The organism is Amycolatopsis arida, assembly GCF_900115565.1.
Lineage (GTDB): Bacteria > Actinomycetota > Actinomycetes > Mycobacteriales > Pseudonocardiaceae > Yuhushiella > Yuhushiella arida.
This window is the reverse complement of record NZ_FOWW01000001.1, coordinates 227,813-253,720: the sequence shown is the minus strand read 5'-3', so window position 1 is coordinate 253,720 and position 25,908 is coordinate 227,813. Positions and strand designations below refer to the sequence as shown.

23 protein-coding genes are annotated in these 25,908 nt (G+C 72.9%); 14 read left to right on the top strand and 9 right to left on the bottom strand.

Annotated elements, in window-relative coordinates; all coding sequences use genetic code 11:
* Window positions 1–244 precede the first annotated feature (244 nt).
* Entirely contained in the window at window positions 245–916 is a 672-nt protein-coding gene (locus BM051_RS01275) for a DedA family protein (RefSeq protein WP_092526630.1), read from the top strand.
* A gap of 105 nt (window positions 917–1,021) precedes the next feature.
* Here BM051_RS01275 and BM051_RS01270 read toward each other — a convergent pair whose 3' ends face one another.
* Window positions 1,022–2,953: an acyl-CoA dehydrogenase family protein gene (locus BM051_RS01270; RefSeq protein ID WP_218151692.1), complete on the bottom strand. Its 1,932-nt coding sequence runs from the start codon at window positions 2,951–2,953 to the stop codon at window positions 1,022–1,024.
* 144 nt (window positions 2,954–3,097) lie between these two features.
* On the opposite strand from BM051_RS01270, the gene BM051_RS01265 reads away from it, so the two are divergent.
* Together BM051_RS01265 and BM051_RS01260 are read left to right on the top strand one after the other, a co-directional pair.
* On the top strand, window positions 3,098–3,964 hold the full coding sequence (locus BM051_RS01265) for a patatin-like phospholipase family protein (RefSeq protein ID WP_092528345.1): 867 nt from the start codon (window positions 3,098–3,100) through the stop codon (window positions 3,962–3,964).
* 60 nt (window positions 3,965–4,024) lie between these two features.
* Window positions 4,025–4,792 (top strand): SIR2 family NAD-dependent protein deacylase, encoded by a 768-nt coding sequence (locus BM051_RS01260; protein ID WP_092526624.1) that lies wholly within the window; start codon window positions 4,025–4,027, stop codon window positions 4,790–4,792.
* Between the two features lie 678 nt (window positions 4,793–5,470).
* Here the strand turns inward: BM051_RS01260 and BM051_RS01255 are convergent.
* On the bottom strand, window positions 5,471–6,928 hold the full coding sequence (locus BM051_RS01255; protein WP_092528343.1) for an MFS transporter: 1,458 nt from the start codon (window positions 6,926–6,928) through the stop codon (window positions 5,471–5,473).
* Between the two features lie 100 nt (window positions 6,929–7,028).
* Entirely contained in the window at window positions 7,029–10,595 is a 3,567-nt protein-coding gene (gene dnaE / locus BM051_RS01250; RefSeq protein ID WP_092526621.1) for a DNA polymerase III subunit alpha, read from the bottom strand.
* 290 nt (window positions 10,596–10,885) lie between these two features.
* Here dnaE and BM051_RS01245 point away from each other — a divergent pair, with 290 nt between their 5' ends.
* From BM051_RS01245 to BM051_RS01225, 5 genes are read left to right on the top strand one after another with little or no spacing between them, the layout of a single operon-like run.
* Window positions 10,886–12,151 (top strand): sensor histidine kinase, encoded by a 1,266-nt coding sequence (locus BM051_RS01245; protein WP_092526618.1) that lies wholly within the window; start codon window positions 10,886–10,888, stop codon window positions 12,149–12,151.
* Window positions 12,148–12,588, top strand: a complete 441-nt coding sequence (locus tag BM051_RS01240; RefSeq protein ID WP_092526615.1) for a roadblock/LC7 domain-containing protein — start codon at window positions 12,148–12,150, stop codon at window positions 12,586–12,588. The genes BM051_RS01245 and BM051_RS01240 overlap by 4 nt, the downstream gene beginning before the upstream one ends.
* Window positions 12,585–12,986, top strand: coding sequence for a DUF742 domain-containing protein (locus tag BM051_RS01235; protein ID WP_092526613.1), 402 nt, complete (start codon window positions 12,585–12,587; stop codon window positions 12,984–12,986). The genes BM051_RS01240 and BM051_RS01235 overlap by 4 nt, the downstream gene beginning before the upstream one ends.
* Window positions 12,961–13,602 (top strand): GTP-binding protein, encoded by a 642-nt coding sequence (locus tag BM051_RS01230; protein WP_092526610.1) that lies wholly within the window; start codon window positions 12,961–12,963, stop codon window positions 13,600–13,602. The genes BM051_RS01235 and BM051_RS01230 overlap by 26 nt, the downstream gene beginning before the upstream one ends.
* Window positions 13,603–13,638: 36 nt before the next feature.
* Entirely contained in the window at window positions 13,639–14,865 is a 1,227-nt protein-coding gene (locus BM051_RS01225; protein WP_092526607.1) for a styrene monooxygenase/indole monooxygenase family protein, read from the top strand.
* A 130-nt stretch (window positions 14,866–14,995) separates the two neighbouring features.
* Here BM051_RS01225 and fahA read toward each other — a convergent pair whose 3' ends face one another.
* From fahA to BM051_RS01205, 4 genes are read right to left on the bottom strand one after another with little or no spacing between them, the layout of a single operon-like run.
* Window positions 14,996–16,183, bottom strand: coding sequence for a fumarylacetoacetase (fahA, locus tag BM051_RS01220; protein WP_092526604.1), 1,188 nt, complete (start codon window positions 16,181–16,183; stop codon window positions 14,996–14,998).
* 1 nt (window position 16,184) lies between these two features.
* A complete protein-coding gene (locus BM051_RS01215) occupies window positions 16,185–17,087 on the bottom strand; it encodes a hypothetical protein (RefSeq protein ID WP_243859286.1) in 903 nt (300 codons plus the stop codon).
* Complete coding sequence (locus BM051_RS01210) at window positions 17,087–18,706, bottom strand: FAD-dependent monooxygenase (protein ID WP_092526601.1); 1,620 nt, start codon at window positions 18,704–18,706, stop codon at window positions 17,087–17,089. Before BM051_RS01210 ends, BM051_RS01215 begins: the two co-directional genes overlap by 1 nt.
* A gap of 5 nt (window positions 18,707–18,711) precedes the next feature.
* Window positions 18,712–19,674, bottom strand: a complete 963-nt coding sequence (locus BM051_RS01205) for an MBL fold metallo-hydrolase (protein ID WP_092526598.1) — start codon at window positions 19,672–19,674, stop codon at window positions 18,712–18,714.
* Window positions 19,675–19,788: 114 nt separating this feature from the next.
* Between BM051_RS01205 and BM051_RS01200 the strand changes: the two genes are divergently transcribed.
* The 3 genes from BM051_RS01200 (at window position 19,789) to BM051_RS29345 (ending at window position 23,119) form a co-directional block, all read left to right on the top strand.
* Complete coding sequence (locus BM051_RS01200; RefSeq protein ID WP_092526595.1) at window positions 19,789–20,328, top strand: MarR family winged helix-turn-helix transcriptional regulator; 540 nt, start codon at window positions 19,789–19,791, stop codon at window positions 20,326–20,328.
* A 96-nt stretch (window positions 20,329–20,424) separates the two neighbouring features.
* Entirely contained in the window at window positions 20,425–21,546 is a 1,122-nt protein-coding gene (locus BM051_RS01195; protein WP_092526592.1) for a CaiB/BaiF CoA transferase family protein, read from the top strand.
* Window positions 21,547–21,631: 85 nt separating this feature from the next.
* Complete coding sequence (locus BM051_RS29345; protein ID WP_208325857.1) at window positions 21,632–23,119, top strand: serine/threonine-protein kinase; 1,488 nt, start codon at window positions 21,632–21,634, stop codon at window positions 23,117–23,119.
* Between the two features lie 66 nt (window positions 23,120–23,185).
* Here BM051_RS29345 and BM051_RS01185 read toward each other — a convergent pair whose 3' ends face one another.
* A complete protein-coding gene (locus BM051_RS01185; RefSeq protein WP_092528341.1) occupies window positions 23,186–23,638 on the bottom strand; it encodes a PPC domain-containing DNA-binding protein in 453 nt (150 codons plus the stop codon).
* Between the two features lie 63 nt (window positions 23,639–23,701).
* Between BM051_RS01185 and BM051_RS01180 the strand changes: the two genes are divergently transcribed.
* Window positions 23,702–24,262, top strand: coding sequence for a PfkB family carbohydrate kinase (locus BM051_RS01180; RefSeq protein WP_243859285.1), 561 nt, complete (start codon window positions 23,702–23,704; stop codon window positions 24,260–24,262).
* Window positions 24,235–24,459, top strand: a complete 225-nt coding sequence (locus tag BM051_RS29340) for a hypothetical protein (RefSeq protein ID WP_208325856.1) — start codon at window positions 24,235–24,237, stop codon at window positions 24,457–24,459. Before BM051_RS01180 ends, BM051_RS29340 begins: the two co-directional genes overlap by 28 nt.
* A gap of 130 nt (window positions 24,460–24,589) precedes the next feature.
* Here the strand turns inward: BM051_RS29340 and BM051_RS01175 are convergent, their stop codons facing one another.
* Entirely contained in the window at window positions 24,590–25,543 is a 954-nt protein-coding gene (locus BM051_RS01175; RefSeq protein WP_092526589.1) for a TIGR03557 family F420-dependent LLM class oxidoreductase, read from the bottom strand.
* 74 nt (window positions 25,544–25,617) lie between these two features.
* Here BM051_RS01175 and BM051_RS01170 point away from each other — a divergent pair, with 74 nt between their 5' ends.
* Window positions 25,618–25,905 (top strand): hypothetical protein, encoded by a 288-nt coding sequence (locus tag BM051_RS01170; RefSeq protein WP_134045956.1) that lies wholly within the window; start codon window positions 25,618–25,620, stop codon window positions 25,903–25,905.
* Window positions 25,906–25,908 lie beyond the last annotated feature (3 nt).

Sequence of the window (25,908 nt, the reverse complement as noted above, 5' to 3'; positions counted from 1 at the left end):
AGGCCATGCACCACCGCGGCCAACCCCTACCCGACCACCTCACCCACCTCGCCACCACCACCCCCGCCACCCAGGAAGCCACCAGCCTCCTCGCGCGGTAGCCGGCCATCCGTCGCAGGTAGGGGTGGTCCCGGAGGAAACTCAACCCCGAGGCGGATACGCTCCGCGCTACCGTGGGAACCGCCGGACGGGTGGTCCCGCCGGGGGGGATCGACACGGTAACGACGAGCAAGGGGACGCACGCGTGGCGCTGGTGACCGACGTACTCGAATGGCTGCAGAGCCTGCCCCCCGCCGGCGTCACCGCGGCGGCCGGCCTGCTGGTCCTGGGCGAGTGCACCCTGGGCCTCGGCTTCATCGCCCCCGGCGAGACCGGCCTGTTCATCCTCGGCACCACGGCCACCAGCGCGCCCAAGTTTCTGATCATGTGGCTGGTCACCACCGTCTGCGCGGTCACCGGTGACTCGATCGGGTTCTTCCTCGGCCGCAAGTTCGGTCCCCGGCTCCGCCAGACCAAGATGGTCCAGAAGCACGGCGCGGACGGCTGGAACAAGGCGTCCGCCTTCCTCGTCCGGCGGGGCTCCTGGGCGGTGCTGGTCGCCATCTACCTGCCGGTCATGCGCACGCTGGTGCCCGCGGCCGCCGGCGCCTCCGGCCTCGCGTTCCGGCGCTTCCTCCCACCGGTGATCGTCGGCGCCACCGGGTGGTGCGCGCTGCACATCGGCATCGGCGCCGCCGCGGGGGAGGCCGCCAAGCAGATCGAGGACGCCGTCGGCAAGGGCAGCTGGATCCTGCTCATCGTGATCGCCCTCGCGGTCGCCACGGTCACCGTCGTCAAACGCCGCCGGCGCGCGGCCTCCGCGCGGGCCGCCGAGACCGCCGACACCGAACGACCGGTCGAGGAAGCCGCCCACTGACCCACCCCAGTGCACGCGTGTCCGCGCTCCGTGCACGCGTGTTCGCGTCGCAGGGCGCGGGTACGTGTGCACGGAGCGCGGACACGGCGGCCGGGCGGCTACCGGCTACGTGGACGACAGGTAGCGGCGCGCCACGTTCTCCTCGCCGGAGGCACCCTTGCGCCAGTCCGCGATCCACGGGCCGGTGCCCTCGCTCGGGTCCAGCACACCCGATTCCAGCCAGGTGTAGCGGCCGTCCAGCGTCCGGTCGGCCACCCGCCGGTCGATGTCGTCGGTGTTGTCCCACAACGCGTCGAACAACCGCGCCACCCGCAGCCGGGACTGCCGGCAGAACGCGTCGGCCAGCTCGTAGGCCGTCGCGCCCTCGGCGGCGTCGTCCACCCGCTGCATCTCGGCGCGCACGCACACCGCCGCCATGGCGAACAGCTCGGCTCCGATGTCGACGATCCTGGCCAGGAAGCCCTGGCGCTTCTCCAACCCGGCCTGCCAGCGGGCCATCCCGTAGAACGTGGACCGGGCCAGCTTACGGGCGGTGCGCTCGACGAACCGCAGGTGCGGCGCGAGCGGACCGAACTCACGGTACGACGTCGGCACCTGGCCGGCGCCGGTGACCAGCTGCGGCAGCCACTTCGCATAGAAGCCACTGGCCTTGGCCGCCGCCCTCGCCTTGCGCGCGGCGTCGGCATCCGGGTCGGCGAGGTCACCGGCGGCGGACAAGTGCGCGTCGACGGCCTCCCGCGCGATGAGCAGGTGCATGATCTCGGTGGAACCCTCGAAGATCCGGTTGATCCGCAGGTCCCGCACCAGTTGCTCGACCGGGGCGGCTCGCTCGCCGCGGGCGGCCAGCGACTCGGCGGTCTCGTAGCCCCGCCCGCCGCGGATCTGCATGAGCTCGTCGGCGATCACGTAGGCCATCTCGCTGGCCCACAGCTTCGCCAGGGCGGCCTCGATCCGGATGTCGTTGCGACCCTCGTCGGCCATGTGCGCGGACAGGTCGAGCACGGCCTGCAGTGCGTAGGTGGTGGCCGCGATGAACGAGATCTTGTTCGCCACCGCGGCGTGCTTGCCGACCGGCCTGCCCCACTGGACCCGCTCCGCCGACCACTCCCTGGCGATCTTGAGCGACCACTTCCCCGCCGCCGTGCACGCCGCCGGTACGGACAACCGGCCGGTGTTCAACGTCCCCAGGGCGATCTTGAGGCCCTGGCCCTCGCCGCCGATCACGTTCTCCTTGGGCACCCGGACCTTGTGGAAGCGGGTCACGCCGTTCTCGATGCCGCGCAAGCCCATGAACGCGTTGCGCCGCTCGACGGTGATGCCGGGCGTGTCGGCCTCGACGACGAACGCCGTGACGCCGCCCCGGTGCCCCTCGCGCTTGGGCACCCTGGCCATCACGACCAGCAGCTCGGCGACGACACCGTTGGTGGTCCACAGCTTCACGCCGTCGAGCTCGTAGGCCTCGCCGTCCTCGGTGGGGATGGCCGAGGTGGCCAGCCGGGCCGGGTCGGAGCCGACGTCGGGCTCGGTGAGCAGGAACGCGCTGATCGCGCCCTTGGCGCAGCGCGGCAGGAACCGGCGCTTCTGCTCGGGGGTGCCGGCGAGCTTGAGCGGCTCGGGCACGCCGATCGACTGGTGTGCCGACAGCAGCACGCCCAGCGTCGAGTGCACCGAGCCGACCAACATCAACGCCTGGTTGTAGGCGACCTGGGTGAGCCCGAGTCCGCCGTACTCCTCCGGGATCTTGATCCCGAAGCAGCCGAGCTCGGCCAGCCCCTTCACGTACTCGTCGGGGATGCGAGCCTCCCGCTCGATCACACCGGCGTCGAGGGTGGCGCAGTAGTCGCGCAGCTCGGCCAAAAACCGCTCGGCCCTGGCCTCCGCCTCCGGGGTCGGGCGGGGATGCGGGTGGACCAGATCGAGGCGGAACCGGCCGAGGTAGAGCTCCTTGGCGAAGGACGGCTTCTGCCAGCCGCTCTCCCTCGCCTCCTCCGCGACCGCCCTGGCTTCCTGCTCCGTCACGTTCGGTTGCTCCGCCACGGGAACCTCCCCATCGGGTCGTCGAGCGCGGTGTCCGGCAAGACCGGTGTGACCAGTGTTACCCATCAGTAGCCGGAAGCAAACCCCGTCCGGGCGACCCGACGCGCGGTGCGGGTGCCCGCGCGCCATGATCGGGCGGTGTCGATCTCAGCGCTCCCGCTGCCGCGACCGGTGGGTTTCGTCCTCGGCGGTGGCGGGAGCCTCGGCGCGATGCAGGTCGGGATGCTGCGCGCGCTCACCGAGGCCGGGGTGGCGCCGGACCTCGTGGTCGGCACGTCGGTCGGCTCGCTGAACGGCGCGGTGCTGGCGATGCCCGGCGCCGACGCGGCGCCTCGGCTGCGGGACATCTGGGCGCGGATGACCCGGCACGAGGCGTTCCCCGGCGGGGTGCTCAGCAGGGTGCGCACCCTCCGCCACAGCCGGACTCACCTGTTCCCCAACACCGGACTCGCCGCGATCATCGACGACCACCTCGGCGCCGGCACGACGTTCGCGGACCTGGCGCTGCCGCTGGGGGTGATGGCGACCGACGTCGACACCGCCGAGCCGGAGCTGATCCGGTCCGGCCCGCTGCGACCGGCGTTGCTGGCGAGCTGCGCGATCCCCGGGATCTACCCGCCGGTGGCCCACGACGGCCGGTGGCGCTACGACGGCGGGCTGGTCGCGAACGTGCCGATGCGGCAGGCGCTGGCGATGGGGGCGCGCTCGCTGGTGGTGCTGGACTGCGCGTTCCCCGGCCACATCCCGCCGCGACCGCGGACGTTCGCCGAGGTGCTGATGTTCACCGCGATGGTCAGCATGCGCAACCAGGCCGTGCTGGAGGCACCGCTGGCGGCCGCCGACGTGCCGGTGGTGTACCTACCGGGGCCGGAGCCGGTGCGGGTGAGCCCGCTGGACTTCAGCCGGACCGACGAGCTGGTGGAGCAGGCGCGGCGGGCCGCGGTGCGGCACCTCGAGACCGTGCGGGTGGACGGGCCCGGGCTGTACGGGGCGCCGGGCGTGGTGGTGTAGGCCCCGCTCTCCTCGCCGGGTACGGGCCTGGCTTTCGTCGTTCGCGGGCATCATGGCGGTATGGAGATGGCGCGGGAGCTGGTGGCCGGGGCGCGGCGGATGGTCGCGCTGACCGGTGCCGGCGTGTCGACCGAGTCCGGCATTCCCGACTTCCGCGGGCCGAACGGGCTGTGGACCCGCGATCCCCTGGCCGAGCGGCTGTCCCGATTCCAGTCCTACGTGGACAGCAGGGAGGTGCGGGAGGCCGCCTGGCGGGCGCGAGCCGAGCACCCGGCGTGGGGGGCCGAGCCGAACGCGGCGCACCGGGCGCTGGTGGAGCTGGAGCGGCGGGGCACGCTGCGGTTGGTCGTCACGCAGAACATCGACCGGCTGCACCAGAAGGCCGGGGCGGAGCGGGTGCTGGAGCTGCACGGGACGATGTTCGAGGCGGTGTGCCTCGGCTGCGGGGACCGGAGGGGGATGCGGGAGGCGTTGGACCGGGTGGCCGCGGGGGAGGCCGACCCGGACTGCCGGCGGTGCGGCGGCATCCTCAAGTCGGCGACGATCTCGTTCGGGCAGGCGCTGGACCCCGCCGTGCTGGAGCGGGCGCGAGTGGCGGTGTGCTCGTGCGACGTGCTGCTGGTGGCGGGCAGCTCGCTGACCGTGCAGCCGGCGGCGGGCCTGGTGGGCCTCGCGGCCAGCAGCGGCGCGCGGGTGATCTTGTGCAACGCCTCACCCACCCCGTACGACGACTTCGCGGCGGCCGTGCTCCGCGGGCCGCTGGGTGAGGTCCTGCCGGCCCTGGCCAGCGCCGCTGCCGGGGAAGAGCATCGGCCACCTCCCTGGTGACCGCCGAGTGGAACCCCGGGGGAACGCCACGACCGCCGAACGGGAGCACCGTCGGCCAGGGAGGTGGGCGAGGGACACCGTGGACCACGGCTGTTGTGCACTCGCACCGGAGCAGGCCCCGCGAAGCGCAGTGAACCCCAAAGATCGACATTCGGACCCCAGAGCACCCCCCCCACCCAATCCCGGGGGGCGGCCCCGCCTCCAGTCTATCGGGGATCGGGCCGCGCGACGGGTGTTCCGAGAATCCGTGGACAACTGGGGGTCGCCGGGCGGATCGAACGGAGCCTTCGGCGCCCTCGAGCGCGAAGTTCACTCGGTCGTGGCGGGAGACGGCGAAGAGAGCTGCTGGGGTGGGCCCGAGCCTCCCTCCTCCCGGGCCCACCCGCGCGGCGGCCTTCGACGGTGGCAGGACGACCCGTGGCAGCGCTCTCATCGTCACCGAGCGATCCCCCGCGGCCGTCGATGACGTGCGCGCGAGAGCTCACGCTGCGTATCCGAAATGGGCAACTCATCGGACACCCGCATGTACCCGGTGAGAGCCCGCTCCCTGAACTCTCACCCGGATTGCCACGCTGGGTAGCCAGTTCGCCGAATTCGAAGGCCTCACCAGCGTTCCACAGTCGCTGTCCGTAGCGCCACTACTTTCCGTGCCCAGCCACCCGAATGGACTAGCGACGGTCACGAAGGGTCACTGATCGACTGCCCGGTGGTGGTCCGCTCCCGGGCGCGGCGGGCTCGCAGCTCCCCCGCGGCCACGGCGAGCGCCACGAGCACGATGCCCACCGAACAGAACATCGCCACCGCGAGCGCCGACGTGTACACCCCGACCGGCCCGGCCCCGCCGCCGGGGCCGCCGGGACCACCCGAGCCCACGCCCGGACCGGGGCCAGCGCCCGATCGCGCCACCACGGCGTGGAACACCGACGCCAGCACCGCCGTCCCCAGCGCCGTCCCGATCCGCTGCCCGGTCTGCAGCGCCCCGCCGGCGACACCGGCCATCCGGGTCGGCACGCACTCCAACGTCAACGTCGTGTTCGGCGAGATCACCATCCCGCCGCCGATTCCGGCCAGCAGCAGCGGCGGCGCCACCACCCACCCGATCGGCGCGGCCGGGAACAGCACCACCACCGCGCCGACGACGGCCAACCCGGTCGCGACCATCCCCAACCCGGTCACCGTCAACCGGCGGCCGAACCGCGGCACCAGCCGCCCGGCCACCGCCGCCGACACCGCCGACCCGAGCGCGAACGGCGTCACCGCCAACCCCGACTCCAGTGGCGAGTACCCCAGCCCCTGCTGGAAGAACAGCGCGAACACCAGCCAGATCCCGGCGAACCCACAGAAGTACACCGCGCCGATCGTCGCGCCACCCGGATAACCCGGCGTGCCGGTGAACAGCCGCGGGTCCAGCAGCGGCGGCCGCCCACGCCGCACCACCCGCCGCTCCCACCGGAGGAACGCCGCGGCGAGCACGAGCGCCACCCCGAACATCCACCACAGGGTCCGCAACCCGCCCTGCTCCGACTCGATCAACGGCAGCAGCACACCCAGCACGGCCAGCCCGAGCAGGACCATCCCCACCACGTCGATCTCCCCGCGCACCGACCTCGACCGGGGCGGGGCCGGCGGCAGCAACCGCGCGGCGAGCACCAGCGCGGCCGCGCCGATGGGCACGTTGACGAAGAACACCCACCGCCATCCGTGGTCCTCGCCGAAGGCGGCGATGATCGCCCCACCGAGCACCGGCCCCACCGCCGTGGACACCCCGACGGTCGCGCCGAACAGACCAAACGCCCTGCCCCGTTCGGGCCCGCGGAACAGGTCCTGGATCAGCCCGGTGTTCTGCGGCGTGAGCAACCCGGCGGTGAAGCCCTGCAGCAGCCGCGCGGTCACCAGCGCGGCCTCGGTCGGCGCGGCGCCCGCCGCCACACTGGTGAGCACGAACCCGGTCAGCGCGAGCAGGAACATCCGGCGCCGGCCGAGCGCGTCGCCGAGCCGCCCGCCGGACACCAGCACCAGCCCGAACGTCAACGCGTACCCGGACACCACCCACTGGATGCCGCCGGCCGACGCGCCCAACCCCCGCTGGATCGACGGCAGCGCGACGTTGACGATGCTCACGTCGAGCAGGCCCATGAACCCGGCGGTGAGCGTGACGGCCAGCACCTTCCACCGCCGCGGGTCGGCGGTGGGGGTCTGCCGCGTGGTCACCAGCTCACCGTAAGGCGACCGGCGGTCAGGTGCCGGCGGTGATCCCCGGGATGCCCTTCAGCTCACCCATCAGCATCGAGCTGACCTTGACCGGGTAGTCGTACAGCGCGAACACCGTCTGCCGCTGCCGGCCGATCAGCTTGAGGTGCACCGGCGTGTCCCCGCGGTGCGCCTGCAGCGTCTGCTTGAGCTCGCTGACCACGTTCCGGTCGAGCTTCTCCGCGGCGGCCAGCAGCACCAGGGGCGGGTCCTCGCCACCCAGCTCGGCGTCGCTGAGGTCCAGCGGCACCAGACCGCCGCCGAAGATGGACATCTTGTCCTCGCGCCAGTTGACCCTGCCCTTGACCACCACCGCGTTGTCCTCCACCAGGTCGGCGGAGAACACCGTGTAGGACTTCGGGAAGAACAGCACCTCCACCGAGGCGTCCATGTCCTCCACCGTGCAGATCGCCCAGGGCTCGCCCTTCTTGTTGACCCGCCGGTCCAGCGACGTGATCAACCCGGAGACGATGATCTCACCCTCCTTGGGCGGGTCGGCCAGTATCGCGGCGATCGGCCGCGGCGCGTGCTTGCGCAGGATCCGCTCCGCGCCGTCCAGCGGGTGCGCCGAGACGTAGAGCCCCAGCATCTCCCGCTCGTAGGCGAGCAACTGCTTGCGCGGGTACTCCTCGTCGCCGAACTTCAGGTGCGCCAGCGGCGAGGAGTCGGTGACCGACGAGCTGGCGTCGTCCCCGCCGCCGAACAGGTCGAACTGGCCCATCGCCTGCTGCCGCTTGAGCGGCACGACCGCGTCCACCGCGTCCTCGTGCTGCTGCACCATCGCCAGCCGGGTGTTGCCGAGCGAGTCGAACGCGCCTGCCTTGATCAGCGACTCGATGACCCGCTTGTTGCAGACCACGAGCTCGGACTTGTCGAGGAAGTCGGTGAACGAGGAGTACTTCCCCTTCTCCTCGCGGATCTTGAGAATCGAGTCCACCACGTTGGCGCCGACGTTGCGGATCGCGCCGAGGCCGTAGCGGATGGCGTCACCGACCGCGGCGAACCGTTGCCCGGACTCGTTGACGTCCGGTGGCAACACCCTGATCCCGAGCCGGCGGCACTCGGAGAGGTAGATCGCCGACTTGTCCTTGTTGTCCCCCACCGAGGTGAGCAGCGCCGCCATGTACTCGGCCGGGTAGTTCGCCTTGAGGTAGGCGGTCCAGTAGCCCACGAGGGCGTACCCGGCCGCGTGGCTCTTGTTGAACGCGTACCCGGCGAACGGCAGGATCGTGTCCCACAGCGTCTTGATCGCGTTGGAGGAGTAGCCGTTGGCCTTCATCCCCTCCTCGAAGCCGGCGTACTCCTTCTCCAGCACGTCGGCCTTCTTCTTGCCCATGGCCTTGCGGAGCACGTCGGCTCGGCCCATCGAGAACCCGGCCACCCGCTGAGCGATCTGCATGATCTGCTCCTGGTAGACGATCAGGCCGTAGGTCTCGGCCAGGATGTCCTCGAGCGCCTCCTCCAACTCGGGGTGGATCGGGGTGATCTCCTGCCGACCGTTCTTGCGGTCGGCGTAGTTGTTGTGGGTGTTCATCGCCATCGGGCCAGGCCGGTACAGCGCGTTGACGGCGATGATGTCGTTGAACTCGGTGGGCTGCATGCGGCGGAGAAGGTCGCGCATGGCGCCACCGTCGAGCTGGAACACCCCGAGGCTGTCCCCTCGGCCGAGCAGCTCGTAGGTCTTCGGGTCGTCCACCCGCAGGCGGTCGAGGTCGATCTCCTCGCCCCGGTTGGCCTTGATGTTGTCGATGGCGTCGCCGATGACCGTGAGGTTGCGCAGCCCGAGGAAGTCCATCTTCAACAGGCCGATGGCCTCGCAGGACGGGTAGTCCCAGCCGGTGATGATGGCGCCGTCGTCGCGCTGCCACAGCGGGATCGCGTCCATCAGCGGCTCGCTCGACATGATCACCGCGCAGGCGTGCACGCCGGCGTTGCGGATCAGCCCCTCGAGCCCGCGGGCGGTCTCGAAGATCGTCTTGACCTCGGGGTCGGTCTCGACCAGCGAGCGGACCTCGGCCGCCTCGGCGTAGCGCTCGTGCTGCGGGTCGACGATGCCGGACAGCGGGATGTCCTTCGCCATGACCGGCGGCGGCAGTGCCTTGGAGATCTTGTCCGCGATCGCGTAGCCGGGCTGGCCGAAGTGCACGCGCGCCGCGTCCTTGATCGCCGCCTTCGTCTTGATCGTGCCGAAGGTGATGACCTGCGCGACCCGGTCGGCACCGTACTTCTCGGTGGCGTAGCGGATCATCTCGCCGCGGCGGCGGTCGTCGAAGTCGATGTCGATGTCGGGCATCGAGGCGCGCTCGGGGTTGAGGAACCGCTCGAACAGCAGCTTCTGCGGGATCGGATCCAGGTTGGTGATCCCCAGCGCGTAGGCCACCAGCGACCCCGCCGCCGAGCCACGGCCCGGCCCGACCCGGATGCCGACGCCGCGCGCGTAGTTGATCAGGTCGGCGACGACGAGGAAGTAGGCGGGGAACCCCTTCTGCGCGATCACGCCGAGCTCGAACTCCGCGCGCTCGACGTAGCCGTCCGGGATGCCGTCCGGGAAGCGCCACTCGAGGCCCTTCATCACCTCGTGGTGCAGCCAGCTCACCTCGTCGTGCCCCTCGGGCACGGGGAACTTCGGCATCCGGTCCCGGTGCGCGTACACCTCGTCGTAGGACTGCACCCGCTCGGCGATCAGTAGCGTCGTGTCGGCGGCGCCGGGCACCTCGGTGTCCCAGTACTCGCGCATCTCCGCCGACGACTTCAGGTAGTAGCCGTCGCCGTCGAACTTGAACCGGTTCGGGTCGTTGAGCGTCTTGCCGGACTGCACGCAGAGCAACGCGGCGTGCGACTCGGCCTGGTCCTGGGTGACGTAGTGCGAGTCGTTGGTGGCCAGCGGGGTGAGCCCGAGGGTCCGGCCGATCTCCAGCAGCCCCTCGCGGACCGACCGCTCGATCGGCAGCCCGTGGTCCATCAGCTCGAGGAAGAAGTTGTCCGGCCCGAAGATGTCCCGATAGTCCGAGGCCGCCTGCAGCGCCTCCTTGCGCTGGCCCAACCGCAACCGGGTCTGCACCTCCCCGGAAGGGCAACCGGTGGTGGCGATGATCCCCTCGGCGTGCTCGGCGATCAGCTCCCTGTCCATTCTCGGCTTGCGGTAGTAGCCCTGGATGCTGGCCAGCGACGAGAGCGTGAAGAGGTTGCGCAAGCCGGTGGAGTTCTCGGCGAGCATCGTCATGTGCGTGTACGCGCCGCCACCGGAGACGTCGCCGCCCTCACCGAACTCGTCGGCGCCGCGCTGGCTGCTCTGCCCCCAGAACACCGGCTTCTTGTGGAACCGGCTCTCCGGCGCGACGTAGGCCTCGATGCCGATGATCGGCTTGATGCCCGCCTTGCACGCCTGCTGGTAGAACTCGTCGGCGCCGTACATGTTGCCGTGGTCGGTCATCCCCACGGCCGGCATCCCCAGCCTGCTGGCCTCCGCGAACAGCGGAGCGATCTTCGCCGCACCGTCGAGCATCGAGTACTCGGTGTGCACGTGCAGGTGGACGAAGGAATCGTTGGACACCAGCGAAAACCTCCCGTATGGATCACCCCGACGCGCGCACCCGGCCCGGCTGCAACACCCTATCTCTGCCGAGGGCTCCGTCCCCATCGACTCGCCGAGATCGTTCCCGTCGCGCCGCGCGAACCCCTCTCCGGCGCGAAACACCAGGACCGGCGTGACGGGGAGCGACGGATCACGGACCGGCTGTGGACACCACGAGCGGTCTTCTGATTGCATGGGCCTCCGTTGCGGCCGACCGGCGCACGGCCGCCCATCACCCGGACGCAGGCGACCCAGAAGGTAGTGACGACATGGCGACGCGGGCTCGGGAACTGCTGGATCGCTCGCGGTCGTTGCTCGACCGCTCCCGCGAGGCCGCGGCCCAGTTCCTCGGCAACACCAACCGTGGCACCGGCGGGTACGCGCCGCGCGCCATCGAGGCGGCTCCCGCGCCGGCCCCCTCCCGCGACTCCCAGGAGGCGCTGGTCGGCATCTGCGCCAGCATCGCGCTGCGTGACCTCAACCTGGTCGACTCCCTGCTCGCCCAGCTCGAGGAGATGGAGGCCAAGGAGGAGGACCAGGACCGGCTAGCCGAGCTGTACCGGCTGGACCACCTGGCCACCCGGCTGCGGCGCAACGCGGAGAACCTGCGGGTGCTGGCCGGCCGCGACGCCGACGAGAACACGGCCGAGACCGTGTCGCTGGTCGACGTCGTGCGCGCGGCGATGTCGTCGATCGACCAGTACACCCGGGTCACGATCGGCCGGGTGGTGTCGCTGGGCGTGGTCGGCTTCGCCGCCGAGGACCTCAGTCGCCTGCTGGCCGAGGTGCTGGACAACGCGGCCAACCAGTCGCCGCCGACATCCCTGGTCCGGGTCAGCGCGCACCTCACCGAGCAGGGCAGCGTGCTGCTGCGGATCGAGGACGAGGGCATCGGCCTGCCGCCGGAGCGGCTGCGCGAGCTCAACGAGCGGCTCGCCGCAGACCCGGTGCTCGACGACGACTCGGTCCGGCACATGGGTCTCGCGGTGGTGCGCCGGCTGGCCGCGCGGCACGACCTGCGGGTGCACCTCGACCGGCGCATGCCGCACGGCACCACCGCCACCGTGCTGCTGCCAGCGGGCCTGGTGTGCGAGCTGCCGGAGGCGAGCTGGAGCGGCGCCAAAACCGTGGTGTTCCCGCCGCACGGCGGAACGTCCCGGCCGGCCGACCGGGCAGCCGGCGATGGTTCGGGTGCCACGGCCACCGCGACGCGGACGGCGCCGGCCACCGACACCCGCGCCGACACCGGCGCCGACACTGCCGAGCCGCTCCCCCGGCGCCGGCCCGCGCCCACCGCGCCGACCACCGGGGGCACCACAGCGAGCGGGCTGCCCCGCCGGGTGCCGCGCAGCATCAAGAGCTCCGGCGAGCGGACCGAGACCCAGCCGGCGGAACCCGGCGGCGGCGCCGGCGAGCGCGACGGCCACGAGCAGTTGCTCGCCGACCTCGGCGCCTTCTCCGACGGCGAGCGCGCCGCCCTGGACGAGCACCGCAACCACACCAACGAGACACCTGCCGAGGACAGCACGCCGTGACGGTCGCGAAGAACACCGACAAAGCAGACTTCACCTGGCTGCTCAACGACTTCGTGCGCAAGGTGCACGGGGTCACCCACGCCCTGATCATGTCGTCCGACGGGTTCCCGCTCACCGCGTCGGACGCGGTGAGCGGTGACGACGCCGAGCAGCTCGCGGCGATCTCCAGCGGCCTGCTCAGCCTGGCCGGCAACAGCGCCGCGCTGTTCGACAAGGGCAACTGCGAGCAGATCATCATCCGGCTCACCCGCGGGTACTTCCTGTTCATGGGCATCGGACCCGGCGCCGGCCTCGCCGTGCTCACCGGGCCCGACTGCGACATGAAGGTCGTCGCCTACGAGATGACCCAGTTCGTCACCAACGCGGGACACGCCCTGACCCCCGAGATCCGCGCCGACCTCCGGCGCGTGCTCACCGCCCGGCGGCCACAGGCATGACCGGCCCGGACAAGGAAGTGATCACTGTGCCCGGTGACGACACCTCCGGCACGAGGAAACGCAGCAGGCGGGTGCGGCCCTACGCGCTCACCGGGGGCCGGACCCGGACCAGGCACCACCTGCTGGTGGAGACGCTGGTGTCGGTGCCGCGGTACGACCCCGCGCTCGCCGACTCACTGATGCCGGAGTCACGGACGCTGTACGAGCGGGCCCGCACGCAGACCTCGGTCGCCGAGCTGTCCTCCACGCTGAACCTGCCGCTCGGGGTGGTCCGGGTGCTGGTCAGCGACCTCGCCGCGGAGGGCGCGCTCTACATCCACCCCACGGCCTACGCCTACCACCACGACCTGAACGTGCTCGGAAGGATCCTCGATGGACTCAAGCGGCTTCCCGTCTGAGGGGGCTCCACTGGCGATCTCGGCGAAGATCGTCGTCGCGGGAGGGTTCGGGGTCGGCAAGACCACCTTCGTCGGGTCGGTGTCCGAGGTGCCGCCGCTCAACACCGAGGCGTGGATGACCGAAGCCGGCGACGGCGTGGACGACCTGCCGCCCGGCGGCGAGAAGTCGACCACCACCGTCGCGATGGACTTCGGCCGAATCACGTTGCACTCCGACCTGCTGCTGTACCTGTTCGGCACGCCGGGGCAGGCGCGGTTCTGGTTCCTCTGGGACGACCTGTCCCGCGGGGCGTTGGGCGCCATCGTGCTCGTCGACACCCGCCGGATCGACCAGTCCTTCGCGGCGATCAACTACTTCGAGAACGACTCCGACCTGCCGTTCATCGTCGCGGTCAACCTCTTCGACGGCGAGCTTCGGCACGACCTCGACGAGGTGCGCGACGCGCTCGCGCTCGCCCCGGAGGTCCCGCTGATCACCTGTGACGCGCGGGACCCCGCGTCCACCGCCGAGGCGCTGCGCGCGCTGGTCGGCCACACGATGTCGCTGGCCGAGGTCAGCGAGCCGGGCCGCCGGCCGGAGCGGGTGCGCTCCGGCGTCGCGGCCGGTCGCGGGTGAGGTTCGTCGAGTCCTTTTCGGAAAGGTTGGGCACAGATGCGCAAGATCCTCATCGTCGGAGCGGGTCAGTCGGGTCTGCAGCTGGCGTTGAGCCTGCAGGCGCGGGACTACGACGTGACCGTGATGTCGGCCCGGACACCGGAGGAGATCCGCGGCGGGCGGGTGATGTCCACCCAGTGCATGTTCCACGGCGCGCTGCAGCACGAGCGGGACGAGAAGATCAACCTCTGGGAGGGGGAGACCGTCAAGGTCGAGGGCCTCGGCGTGTCGATCGCCGGACCGGACGGCGGCAGGGCGTTGGACTGGTTCGCCCGGCTGGACCACTACGCGCAGTCGGTGGACCAGCGGGTGAAGATGGCCGGCTGGCTGGAGCTGTTCGAGGAGCGCGGCGGCAAGCTGATCATCCACGGTGTCACCACCGCCGACCTGAACTCGCTGGCCGGGATGTACGACCTCACGCTGGTGGCGGCCGGCAAGGGTGAGCTGGTGCAGCTGTTCGACCGCAACCCGGAGCTGTCGCCGTACACGTCGCCGCAGCGCGCGCTGTCGCTGGCGTACGTGCACGGGCTCGCGCCGCGGCCGGAGCACCCGGACACCCACGGGGTGCGGTTCAACATCATTCCCGGGGTCGGCGAGCTGTTCATGATCCCGGCCTACACGCTGAGCGGGAACTGCGACATCCTCTTCTTCGAGGGCATCCCCGGCGGGCCGCTGGACTGCTTCGCCGACCGGCCGGGGCCGCGGGAGCACCTGGACCGGATCCTGGGGCTGATGAAGCAGTTCCTGCCGTGGGAGTACGAGCGGTGCGCCGAGGTGGAGCTCACCGACTCCCGGGCGACGCTGGCCGGCGGGTACACCCCGGTCGTGCGGCACCCGGTGGGCGAGCTGCCGTCCGGGCACCCGGTGCTCGGCATGGCCGACGTGGTGGTGGCCAACGACCCGATCACCGGCCAGGGGTCGAACAACGCCAGCCACTGCGCGGCGACGTTCCGGGACGCGATCGTGGCCCGCGGTGACCAGCCGTTCGACCGGCGGTGGATGCGGGAGACGTTCGACGAGTACTGGGACTACGCCAAGCACGTGACCGTGTGGACCAACGCGATGCTGCAGCCGCCGCCCCCGCACGTGCTGGACATCATCGGCGCGGCGGCCACCAAGCCCGCCGTCGCCGCGCGGTTCGTCAACGGCTTCGAGGACCCCTCGGACTTCCAGCACTGGTTCCTCGACCCGCAGAAGGCCGCCGACTACCTGGCCAGCGTCTGACGCTCCCCACGCGCGGACACGGCAGCCACTGCCGTGTCCGCGCGTCATGACCGCGTGTCGGCGTCGCACGGCGCGGACACGTGCACAGCGTGCGGACACACGTGCACAGGGCGCGGACACACGCGTGGGGTCAGGGGGTGGGGAGGATGCGGCCGGTGACCTCGCCGAAGCCGATGCGGGTGCCGTCGGGGCCGGGGGCGGTGCCGGTGATGGTGACCTCGTCGCCGTCCTCCAGGAACACCCTGGTCTCGCCGCCGGGCAGCTCGATCGGGGTCTGCCCGCCCCAGGCCAGCTCGATGAGCGAACCGAACTGGTCCCGCTCGGGCCCGCTCACCGTGCCCGAGGCGTAGAGGTCGCCGGTGCGCAGGGACGCGCCGTTCACCGTCAGGTGCGCCAGCATCTGCGCCGCGGTCCAGTACATCGACGCGAACGGCGGCCGGGACACCACGTGCCCGTTCAACCGCACCTCGAGGCGGAGGTCGAGCCCCCAGTCCTCGGCGTCGTGAAGGTACGGCAGCGGCTCCGGGTCGCGCGGCGGAGGCGCCACCCGCGCGTGCCGCAGCGCGTCGAGCGGCACCACCCACGGCGACACCGACGTGGCGAACGACTTGCCGAGGAACGGGCCGAGCGGCACGTACTCCCACGCCTGCAGGTCCCGCGCCGACCAGTCGTTGACCAGGCACACCCCGAAGACGTGCTCGGCGAAGTCGGTCACCGGCACCCGCTGGCCCAGCCGCGACTCGACGCCCACCACGAAACCCACCTCGGCCTCGATGTCCAGTCGGCGGGACGGGCCGACCGTGGGCGCCGGGTCGTCCGGTGCCTTGCGCTGGCCGCTCGGCCGGGCCACCGGCGTCCCGGACACCACCACGGTGCCCGCCCGGCCGTGGTAGCCGATCGGCAGGTGCTTCCAGTTGGGGGTGAGCGGCTCGCCGCCGGGCCGGAACATCCGGCCGAGGTTGGTGGCGTGCTGCTCGCTGGCGTAGAAGTCCACATAGTCGGCGACCTCGAAGGGCAGCAGCAGCTCCACCCCCGCCAGCGGGTACAGCACCGGCTCGACCCGGTCGCGGTGCGCCGGGTCGGTGAGCAGCTCCTGGACCCGGGACCGCACCTCCCGCCACCGCCGGCCACCCTGCGCGAGGAACGCGTTCAGCGACGGCCGGTCGAACACGTCGTCACCGAGCGCGCCGGCGAGGTCGAGCACGTGGTCGCCGACACGCACGCCGACCCTGGCCGTCTGCCCCTCCCGGCGGAACACCCCGTAGGGCAGGTTCGCCACGCCGAAGGCGGAGTCGTGCGGAACGTCCAACCAGGTCATCTCAGTGCTCGCCCTCCACGGTGTCGGCTGTGTCGTCGGTCTCGTCGGTGCCGGCCGTGTCCTTGCCGTCGTCGCCGCCGGCCGGCGGCAGCAGGCCCAGGTCCACCAGGTCCCGGACCGGGTCGGCGACGCTGCAGGTGCCGAAGGACACGAACCGGTCCCTGGCGCGGCCGACCCTACCGGCGTCCAGCACGCGGATCCCGGCCACCACCTTCGCCGTGGACCGCTCGCCGAGCAGGGCGGCCACCTCCGCGCGGTCCGCACCGCCCGCCGCCGCGTCGGTGGCGAGCAGCACGTTCAGGAAGCCGTGCTGCTCGAAGCCGGTGCCCGCCTCGGTGTGCCGCACCGCGTGGTGCAGCCCGGCGGTGCACTTGAACGGCAGGTCGCGGGTGACGGCGCCGACGATCGCGTCGGCCAACTCGGCCTCGTCCGGGTGGGCGGCGGCGACCACGCCGCCGGTGCGGAACTTCGCCCGGTACGGCGAGCCCGCCAGCGCGTCCAAGGTAGACGATCGGGCGGGCCCCCTCGGCACCTCGACGTAGCCGGTCACGCCCGGCGGCAGCTCGGCCAGCGCCGCCAGCACCTCCCCCGGCGACACCTCGTCCGGCTGGGCCAGCTCGACGGCGACCAGCCGGACGTCCGCGTGCCCCGCCACCGACACCAGCGCGGGCCCGAGCTCGGCGGGGCCGCCGGGCACGGTCAGGCTCACCGCGAGCGGCCGGTCCAGCACCGCCCCCAGCTCGGCCAGCCGGGGCGCGGGGAACACGAACGGCCCCACCAGGTCGGCGTGGGCGGCCGCCCGGTGCCGGTGGTGGGCCGGGACGGCCTCGGACAGCGGCAGCTCGCCGGGTGGGAACAGGGCCGCGTCGTCGAGCAGGCCGGTGTACAGCGCGCGGATCATCATCACCTCTCGTCGGGGGTCGGTCGGCCGAGGGCGCGGTGGACCGCGGCCGCCACCCTGGCTGTGTCGGGGTCGTCCAGCACCGCCGCGACGTGCGCGTCGGGCCGGACCAGCCACACCTCGCCGGGCCGCGCGGCGAGGGCGCGGGTGAGCACGCCGACCCGGTCGACCTCGGGCAGCGCGAGCAGCCGCACCGGCGCCGCGGTGGCCGCGGCCGCGGCCCGCAGGGCCGCCCCGGCGTCGGCCCGCGGGCCGGCGAGCAGCAGCAGGCCGTCCCTGGCCAGCTCCCGCAGCCGGCCGTGCGGCGACCCCGGCAGCGACACCGGCACGTCCGGGAGCAGCACCCCGGGCGCCGCCGGCGGGACGCCGCCCTTGGCCGGCCGCCCGCCGAAGGGGCGGGTCGGGTCGGGGGTGGTCAGCGGCGAGTCGACGTACCAGAACGGCTCGGCGAGCCGGCCGGAGTCCACGGCGACCCTGGCCGCGGGGTCGGTCACCGCCGCGGCCAGCACGGCTCCCCGGTGCCGCCGCTGCGCCTCGGTGTGCGGCACGAGGAAGTCCATCGTCGCGCCGACGACCGCGAGGTTCTCCACCGCCGCGGCGTGCCGCTCGTGGTGGTAGCTCTCCAGCAGCTCGGGGCCGGCCCAGCCGCGCAGCGCGAACGCCAGCTTCCACGCCGCGTTCTCCACGTCGGCCACGCCGGAGTTGAGCCCGCGCGCGCCGAACGGGGCCATCAGGTGCGCGCAATCCCCGGCCAGCAGCACCCGGCCCACCCGCATCCGGTCCACCAGCCGCGCGGAGAACCGGTACACCGACCTCCACACCACCTCGTAGGGCCGGTCCCCGACGATGGCGCGGATCCGCCGGTCCAGCGCCCCGCCGGCCTCCTCGGCGGCGAGGTCGAAGTCGTCGGGCACCTGCCAGTCGATCCGGAACGTCGAGCCGGGGCACGGGTGGATGAGCACCTGCCGGCCGGGGTTCCACGCCGGGTCGAAGTAGAACCGGCGCTCGTCGGCCCAGCCGGGAAGGTCGGCGCGGATGTCGCAGATGAGGAACCGGTCGGCGAACGAGTGCCCGGCGAAGCTCACCCCGAGCAGCCGCCGCAACTCGTCGCACCTGCCGCCGGTGCACGCGACGGCGTAGTCCACGCGGAGCGCGGCCTCGCCGGCCGGGGTCGCGCAGCCGACGGTGACCCCGGCGGTGACCTGGTCGAGCGCGACGACCCGGTGGCCCCAGCGGACGTCGATCCGCGGCTCGGCGGAGATTCGCTCGTCGAGCAACTGCTCCGTGCGGGACTGGGAGAGGTTGACGAACGGCGGGAACGCCGAGCGGCCCGGGTCGGCGAAGGTGTGGCAGAACAGCTCCCGGTCGCGGTGGAAGGTGCGCGCCCGGTGCCAGGTCACGCCCTCCGCGGCGATCCGCCGGCCGACGCCGACGCTGTCCCAGATGTCCAGCACGTCCCGCTGCTGGCAGATCGACCTCGACCCGACCGGCTCGCGGCGCGGCCGGGCGTCGAGCAACACGACCGGCACGCCCCACCGGGCCAGCAGCAGCGCGGCGGTCTGCCCCACCGGGCCGTTGCCCAGCACCGCCACCCGCCCGGCTGTCACCTCGTCGTCGGTCATGCGGCTCAGCCCTGGAGCTGGTCCCAGACCTCGCGGTCCCGCTCGGGGGTCCAGACGACCGGCCGCTCGACGCCGGACAGCTCGTCCCAGAGCCGCGAGACGTCGAAGGGCAGGCAGTGCTCGAAGATCGGCCAGCCGCCGTAGGTGCCGGCCAGTGCCGCGTGCGCGGCGGTGAACGCCTCGCGCAGGGTGCCGCCCCTGGCGTGCACCGCGCCCACCTCGTCGATCAGCACCCGCAGGAAGTGCCGGGTCTGCCCGATCGCGGCGGCCACCGCGTCCCGGCCTCGGCTGACCGGGCCGCGCCCACCGACCAGCGCGGTCGCCTCGAACGCCGCCACCCTGTCCAGAGTGGAGGACATCCACTCGTGGTGGTAGGCGTCGCCGGTGTACAGGGCGGCCTGGGCCTCCACCAGGTCGCCGGCGAAGAGGATCCGCTGCCGGGGCAGCCAGCCGACGATGTCGCCCTCGGTGTGCCCGCGGCCACAGTGCTGGAGCACCAGCTCGCCGCGGTCGCCGCCGAGGTGGATGGTGAGCCGGTCGGAGAAGGTCAGGGTGGGCCAGGTCAGCCCTGGCACCGAGGCGGCGTCCTTGGCCAGCCGCGGCATCCTGGCGAACTCGCTGGCCCAGTCCTCCCGGCCGCGCTCGGCGATCAGCGCCCTGGTGTTCTCGTGCGCGACGATCACGTCGGCGTCGAACGCGGAGGCGCCGAGCACACGCACCGCGTGGTAGTGGGACAGCACGAGGTAGCGCACCGGCTTGTCGGTGTGCCGGCGCAGCCGGGCCAGCCACTCGCGGGCGGCCGCCGGCGTGGCCATCGCCTCGAAGCAGACCAGGAAGTCCTCGCCCTCGATCGCGCCGACGTTGGGGTCGCCCTCGGCGGTCAGCGCGTAGACGCCGTCGGCCAGCACCTCCAGCGTCTGCTCCTTCTCGGCCAGGTCGGCCGAGGAGGCGAAGGCCTTCCCGGACACCGGCAGCCACCTCCCACGGTCAAATCTTTGATCAGTTCGCTCCCCGGCAGCGTAACGAGCACCACAGGCCGCGCGGAAGCCCCGGAGGGCGGGCGACCTGCTTACGCTGTCGCCATGACCGCGCAACCGGCCGAGCCGGACGAGCTCGACTTCCTGTCGTTCGTGGAGTACGCGATCGCCGAGACCACGCGCGAGCTGCCCGACGTCGACCCCGTGGCGATGCGCCTGGTGCTCACCCTGCATCGACTCACCAGCGCGCTGGTCTACGACCTCGAGTCTGCCGTGCACCGGCCGAGCGGGTGGAGCTGGCCGGGGTTCCGGCTGCTGTTCGTGCTGTGGCTGGCGGGGCCACTGGAGGCCAAGCGGGCCGCGCAGCTGTCCGGGATGAGCCGAGCGGCGGTGTCGGCGCTGGTCAACACCCTCGAACGGGACGGGCTGGTGTCGCGCACCCCGGCCCCGCACGACCGGCGGGCCGTGCGGCTGGCGCTCACCGAGACCGGCCGCCGGCGGATCACCGAGGCCTACACGGCGCACAACGCCAGGGAGCGCACGTGGGCCGCCACCCTCAGCAAGCCCGAGCGGACGATCCTCATCGGGCTGCTGGAGAAGCTGATGACCGGCCCGGCGGCCACCGAGGCCAAGCAGCGGTTCTGAACCCGCCGATCCCGGCGTGAAGATCAAAGGTTTGACGATCTCCCGCCCCCGGAATGGCGGGGCAGGGTGGATGGCCGGCCGGGATACCGTGCGGGCATGCCTTCCGCCGCACTGCCCGGCCTGCGGGTGCTCGACTTCTCCCGGGTGCTGGCCGGCCCGTTCGCCACCATGCTGCTCGCCGACCTCGGGGCGACGGTCACCAAGGTCGAGCGCCCGGGAACCGGCGACGACACCCGCGCGTGGGGACCGCCGTTCGACGAGACCGGCACCGCGACCTACTTCCAGTCGGTCAACCGGAACAAGGACAGCCTCGTGCTGGACCTCGCCGACGCCGGCGACCGCGAGCGGGCCAGGGCGCTGGCGCTGGAGTCGGACGTGGTGGTGGAGAACTTCCGCCCCGGCGTGCTCGACCGGCTCGGACTCGGCGACACCGACCTGCGCACGGCCAAGCCTGAGCTGGTCTACTGCTCGATCACCGGCTTCGGCCGCGGTGCCGGCGCCGAGTTGCCCGGCTACGACCTGCTGGTCCAGGCGCTCGGCGGGCTGATGAGCATCACGGGTCCGCCCGAGGGAGAGCCGCAGAAGGTCGGCGTCGCCGTGGTCGACGTGCTCGCCGGGCTGTTCGCCACGGTCGGGATCCTCGCCGCGCTGCGCCACCGCGACGCCACCGGCGAGGGGCAGCGGGTGGAGGTGGACCTGCTGTCGTCACTGCTCGCCGCGCTGGTCAACCAGGGCTCCGCGTACACCGTGGCCGGCGTGGTGCCCACCAGGATGGGCAACCAGCACCCGAGCATCGCCCCGTACGAGCCGCTGCCCTGCGCCGGCGGCGAGCTCGTCCTCGCGGTGGGCAACGACCGGCAGTTCGCCGCGCTGTGCGCGGTGCTCGGCCGCCCCGCGCTCGCCGACGATCCGCTTTTCGCGACGAATTCCGCCAGGGTGAGCAATCGTGCTGCGCTGCGGGCCGAGCTGGTGGCCGCGCTCGCCACCCGGCCCGCCGCCGACTGGGCGAGGGAGCTGACCGCCGCGAGGGTCCCGGCGGGCGTCGTCAACGACGTTGCCGGCGCCTTCCGGCTGGCCAGTGCGCTGGGACTGGACCCGCTGGTCGACCTGCCCCGGCCGGACGGATCGACCGTCCGGCTCACCCGTAACCCGATCGGCCTCTCCGCGACCCCGCCCAGTTACCGATCGGCGCCGCCGCCACTCGATCCGCGAAAATGATTATTCTCGTTTCGGTGCTCCCCATTCCGGGTATCTTCGGTTGCCTCGACCACCGACCGACACGTTACGGATGGAGCGCCGAGCGATGGGGCAGGACGCCACCGAGCCCCGCTTCACCTGGGGCGAGCTGCTACCGGCCGACGAGCGTGCCCGGGACCGGGCCCGCGACATCCCCGACGTCCTCGACGACCGGTACGAGCTGGACGCGCTGCTCGGCACCGGCGGCACCGCGTCGGTGTACCGCGCGTGGGACGCCGTCGCCGCCCGGCACGTCGCGATCAAGCTGTTCCACATCGACGCCGATCGCGCCGACGAGCGACGGCAGGCGGTCGAGCTGCGCGTCCTGCGCCAGCTGCAGCACCCCGGCCTGGTCGCGCTGCACGACGCCGGCGTGCACGAGGGGCGCACGTTCCTGGTGACCGAGCTGGTGGAGGGGCCCTCGCTGGCCGCCCGCCTGCTGCACGGCGTGCTGTCGGTCGACCAGGTCGTCGACATCGGCGCCCAGGTGGCCGACGCGCTGGCCTACGTGCATTCCGCCGAGGTGACCCACCGCGACGTCAAGCCCGCCAACGTGCTGCTCGGGCCGGAGGGGCCGAAGCTCGGTGACTTCGGGATCGCGCACACCCTCGACGGCACCCGGCTCACCTCGACCGGTGTCGTCGTCGGCACGGCCGCGTACCTCGCGCCGGAACAGGTGCGCGGCACGCTGGTCGGCCCGCCCGCCGACGTCTTCGCGCTGGGGCTGGTGCTGCTGGAGTGCCGCACCGGGCAGCGGGAGTACCCGGGGACGCTCGCCGAGTCGGCGGTGGCCCGGCTGCACCGGCCGCCGGCGGTGCCCGCGGACCTGCCGGCCGACCTCGCCGACGTGCTGCGCCGGATGACCACGCTCGACCCGCACGAGCGGCCCAGCGCGGGGGCCGTCGCCGACGCGCTGGCCGGCCTGCGGGACGGCACGGAGCCGGGCACCACGATTAACCGGCTGGCCGAACAGCGCACCGCGCCCCTACCGGCGGGGTTCCGCGCGGCGCGATCGCCCCTGGCCGGCTCCGTCGCGGCGCGGATCGGGCGAACCGCGCGGCGGGCACTGGTGGTGGGCCTGCCCGCCGCCGGTGCGGTCGCCGCCGCCGTCGCACTGCTGTTCACCAACGCCAGCGCGAACGCGCCCGAGCGCGACACCGTGCCCGCCGCCCCGGCGCCGGCGCCCACCGGCACCGACCCGTCGCCCGCCGCGAAGGCGAGCGAGCGCGTGTCCGGCACGCCCGGCGCCCCAGCCGACCCGGGCGGCGAGCACGCGCCGGTGGGGAGTGACCAGGCCACGCCCGGGGACGGCGGCGACCAGGACGCCGGGGGTCGCCAAGCCGGGCAGCGGTCCGAGCGCTCCCGCCCCGATCCGGCCACGTCGAACCCGCCCACCGCCGAGCCGGGCGGGCCACCCAGCCACCCCGGTCAGGGCGGCCCGCCCGGTCAGGGCGGCCCGCCCGGCCAGGGCGGGCAACCCGGGCAGGGCCACCCGCCACCCCTCCCCGGCCAGGACGAGGACGAAGACAAGGACAAGGACCGCCCCGACCGCTGAACTCGAGCGCCAAGTGTCGAGCGGCCCGGTGGCCTGACGGCCAGCCTCAGGACGGGCCGGGCACGGTTACGATCCCAGGTCGATGAGCGGGAGGCCCACGCTCTCGTCGAAGCGTCGGGTCACCTCGCGTGGGGACTCGGTGACCATCACCTCCAGTGTCGGGCGCACCCTGGCCCCCAGCAGGTGGCCGCCGCGGGTGCTGCCGTCGCTCAGCCCGACCACCACATGGGCGTGCAGCTTGTGCCCCTCCCCCGCCCGCACGATGTTGCCGGCCAAAGTGAGCACCTCGACCTGCTCCCGCACCGGGTTCTGCCGGTAGTCCTTCCCCTCGAGGTCGAAGAAGCCGAGCACCACCGACTCGAACGCGCCGATCGCGGTGAACTCCGCGGTGGCGAGGTCGGCCTGCCCGGCGAACCGGCCCAGCTCGTCGAGCACGTCGTCACCGGTCTCCATGACCACCAGATGGGTGCGCGGCCCGCCGTCCCCCGCGGAACCGCCGCCGAGCTGCCTGCTGTGCATGTCCACACCTCGCTTTCGTCGTGACTCGCTCCGGGGTTCCCACGGCGAGGCCCGTCATTCCTGATGGCGTTCCCGGTGGGTCGGCAGCCCGTTTCCGATCCGGTCGCCGCCGGGCAGCCCGGTGGCATGCGGCGGTGCGATGTCGTGGTCGCCGGACAGGTCAACCGGGACCTGGTGCTTCGGGTGGACGAGCTGCCCGCGCCGGGAACGGGCGGCCCGGTCCGGCAACGCAAGGAGATGCTCGGCGGCAAGGGCGCCAACCAGGCGGTGGCCCGCGCCCAGCTCGGCGCACCGGTCGCGCTGCTCGGCGTGGTCGGCGACGACGACGTCGGTTCGGCGCTGCTGACCCAGGCCAGAGCCGACGGGATCGACGTCTCCGCCGTGGTCCGCCGGGAACGGACACCGACGGCGTTGATCGTGGACGTGCTCGAGGCCGGCGGCCGGTGGCGCTACCTCGAGGACATCCCGGCCGGGACGCTGCTGGCCGAGGCCGACGTGGCGGCCGCCGCGCCGCCCCCGGCCGGGTGGTGCTCGACGGCGCGCCGGCCGACGACGAGCGGCGCGCCGACCTCCTCGCCGCGGCCGACGCCTTCCGGATGGACGCCAGGGAGGCCGAGCTGGTGACCGGTGAGCGGATCGGCGACGCCGGGGCGGCGCTGCGGGCCGGCCGCACGCTCCTGCGCGGTGCTCGCTCTCCGGCCGGCCCCTCGCTGGTCGCGATCGACGTGGCCGGCGAGGCCACCAGCGTGCGCCGCGCCGGCGGTCGCCCCGCGCTGACCAGGGCCGCCCTCGACGCCCACCTCGCCCAACTCCCCGGCTGACGCCTCCGCGCGTGTCCGCGCCCTGTGCACCCGTGTCCGCGGTCCATGCACGGGTGTCCGCATCGTGCGACGCCGACACGTGGTCACTGGGCGCGGACACGGCGGCGACCGCGCCCGGCGCCGGTCACGGTCAGCGCAGCCGGGGCAGCACCTCGGCGGACCAGGCGGCGAAGAACTCGTCCTGGTGCGGCCCGATCTGCTGGACGTACACCTCGTCGGCGCCGGCGTCCAGGAACGCCCGCACCCCCGCGACGTGCTCGTCCACGTCCGGCCCGCACGGGAACGCCGAGCGCACCATGTCCTCGGTCACCAGTGAGACCGCCTGCTCGAAGTGCCGCGGCGTCGGCAGCTCCTGGTTGAGCTGGCCGGGCAGCTGCTCACTGGCCCACAGCTGGTGCGCCTGCTCGAGGCCGGCCTCCTCGCTGTCGGCCCAGCACACCTTCATCCCGGCCTGCACCGGCTTGTCCCCGCCGCCGTTGTCGCGGAACGTCCTGATCAGGTCGGCCTGGGGCAGCGCGGTGCAGAACCCGTCGCCGAGCCGGCCGGCGTGCCGGGCGGCCAGCGGCCCGAAACCGGAGACGTAGATCGGCACCGGCTCGTCGGGCAGCGTGTACATCCGCGCGTCCTCGACGGTGTAGTACCGGCCGTGGTGGGTCACCCTGCCGCCGCGGTGCAGTGTCCGGATGACCTCGATCGCCTCCTCGAGCATCTCTAGCCGCACCGGCGCGGGCGGCCAGCGGTCCCCGAGGACGTGTTCGTTGAGCGCCTCGCCGGAGCCGACCCCGAGGACGAACCGCCCCCTGGTCTGCACCGCGGCGGTGGCGGCGGCCTGGGCGATCACCGCGGGGTGGATGCGCACGGTCGGGCAGGTCACCGCCGTGGTGATCGGCAGCGAGGTGGCCTCCGACAGCGCGCCGATCACCGACCACACGAACGGGCTGTTGCCCTGGGCGTCCACCCACGGGTGGTAGTGGTCGGAGATCCACAGTGCGTCGAACCCGGCCTGCTCGGCCATCCGCGCCTGCCGAACCAGCTCCCGGGGACCGAACTCCTCGCAGGACAGGAAGTAGCCGATACGCGCCATGCCCGGGGGCCTACCCGGGTGAGTACCACCGGAAACGCGTTTGGCCGTTCCCCGAACGGGTACGCCGGTGCCCGATGACAGCGGAACGAGAGCCCGGCACCGGCCGTCGCCCCGCGCGGCGGCCGCCGGCCGACTACGGGCGGGCGACGATCAGGCACGTGCTGACCGCGGGGGCGTGGCAGGGCTGGGACGACATGCTGCAGTGGCTGCGGACCAACGGGCCGAACGACCCGGAGATCAACCCCGACGAGCTGCGCGGCCTGCGCCAGGACGCCGAAAGGGCGCAGCGGGTGGGCGAGGAGTTCACCAGCGACCCCGACGGGTTCGCCGCCGCGCTGCAGCGCGCCCGGCGCCGAACCTGACGG

What these genes read in the sequence shown, in the direction of transcription:
- BM051_RS29345 (WP_208325857.1), top strand. Translation starts at nt 21,632, where the DNA reads ATGGGGCAGGACGCCACCGAGCCCCGCTTCACCTGGGGCGAGCTGCTA.
- fahA (WP_092526604.1), bottom strand. Translation starts at nt 16,183, where the DNA reads ATGACCTGGTTGGACGTTCCGCACGACTCCGCCTTCGGCGTGGCGAAC.
- BM051_RS01170 (WP_134045956.1), top strand. Translation starts at nt 25,618, where the DNA reads ATGACAGCGGAACGAGAGCCCGGCACCGGCCGTCGCCCCGCGCGGCGG.
- BM051_RS01180 (WP_243859285.1), top strand. Translation starts at nt 23,702, where the DNA reads ATGGCGTTCCCGGTGGGTCGGCAGCCCGTTTCCGATCCGGTCGCCGCC.
- BM051_RS01200 (WP_092526595.1), top strand. Translation starts at nt 19,789, where the DNA reads ATGACCGCGCAACCGGCCGAGCCGGACGAGCTCGACTTCCTGTCGTTC.
- BM051_RS29340 (WP_208325856.1), top strand. Translation starts at nt 24,235, where the DNA reads ATGGACGCCAGGGAGGCCGAGCTGGTGACCGGTGAGCGGATCGGCGAC.
- BM051_RS01245 (WP_092526618.1), top strand. Translation starts at nt 10,886, where the DNA reads ATGGCGACGCGGGCTCGGGAACTGCTGGATCGCTCGCGGTCGTTGCTC.
- BM051_RS01260 (WP_092526624.1), top strand. Translation starts at nt 4,025, where the DNA reads ATGGAGATGGCGCGGGAGCTGGTGGCCGGGGCGCGGCGGATGGTCGCG.
- BM051_RS01175 (WP_092526589.1), bottom strand. Translation starts at nt 25,543, where the DNA reads ATGGCGCGTATCGGCTACTTCCTGTCCTGCGAGGAGTTCGGTCCCCGG.
- BM051_RS01185 (WP_092528341.1), bottom strand. Translation starts at nt 23,638, where the DNA reads ATGCACAGCAGGCAGCTCGGCGGCGGTTCCGCGGGGGACGGCGGGCCG.
- BM051_RS01195 (WP_092526592.1), top strand. Translation starts at nt 20,425, where the DNA reads ATGCCTTCCGCCGCACTGCCCGGCCTGCGGGTGCTCGACTTCTCCCGG.
- BM051_RS01235 (WP_092526613.1), top strand. Translation starts at nt 12,585, where the DNA reads ATGACCGGCCCGGACAAGGAAGTGATCACTGTGCCCGGTGACGACACC.
- BM051_RS01215 (WP_243859286.1), bottom strand. Translation starts at nt 17,087, where the DNA reads ATGATGATCCGCGCGCTGTACACCGGCCTGCTCGACGACGCGGCCCTG.
- BM051_RS01230 (WP_092526610.1), top strand. Translation starts at nt 12,961, where the DNA reads ATGGACTCAAGCGGCTTCCCGTCTGAGGGGGCTCCACTGGCGATCTCG.
- BM051_RS01225 (WP_092526607.1), top strand. Translation starts at nt 13,639, where the DNA reads ATGCGCAAGATCCTCATCGTCGGAGCGGGTCAGTCGGGTCTGCAGCTG.
- BM051_RS01255 (WP_092528343.1), bottom strand. Translation starts at nt 6,928, where the DNA reads ATGGGCCTGCTCGACGTGAGCATCGTCAACGTCGCGCTGCCGTCGATC.
- BM051_RS01210 (WP_092526601.1), bottom strand. Translation starts at nt 18,706, where the DNA reads ATGACCGACGACGAGGTGACAGCCGGGCGGGTGGCGGTGCTGGGCAAC.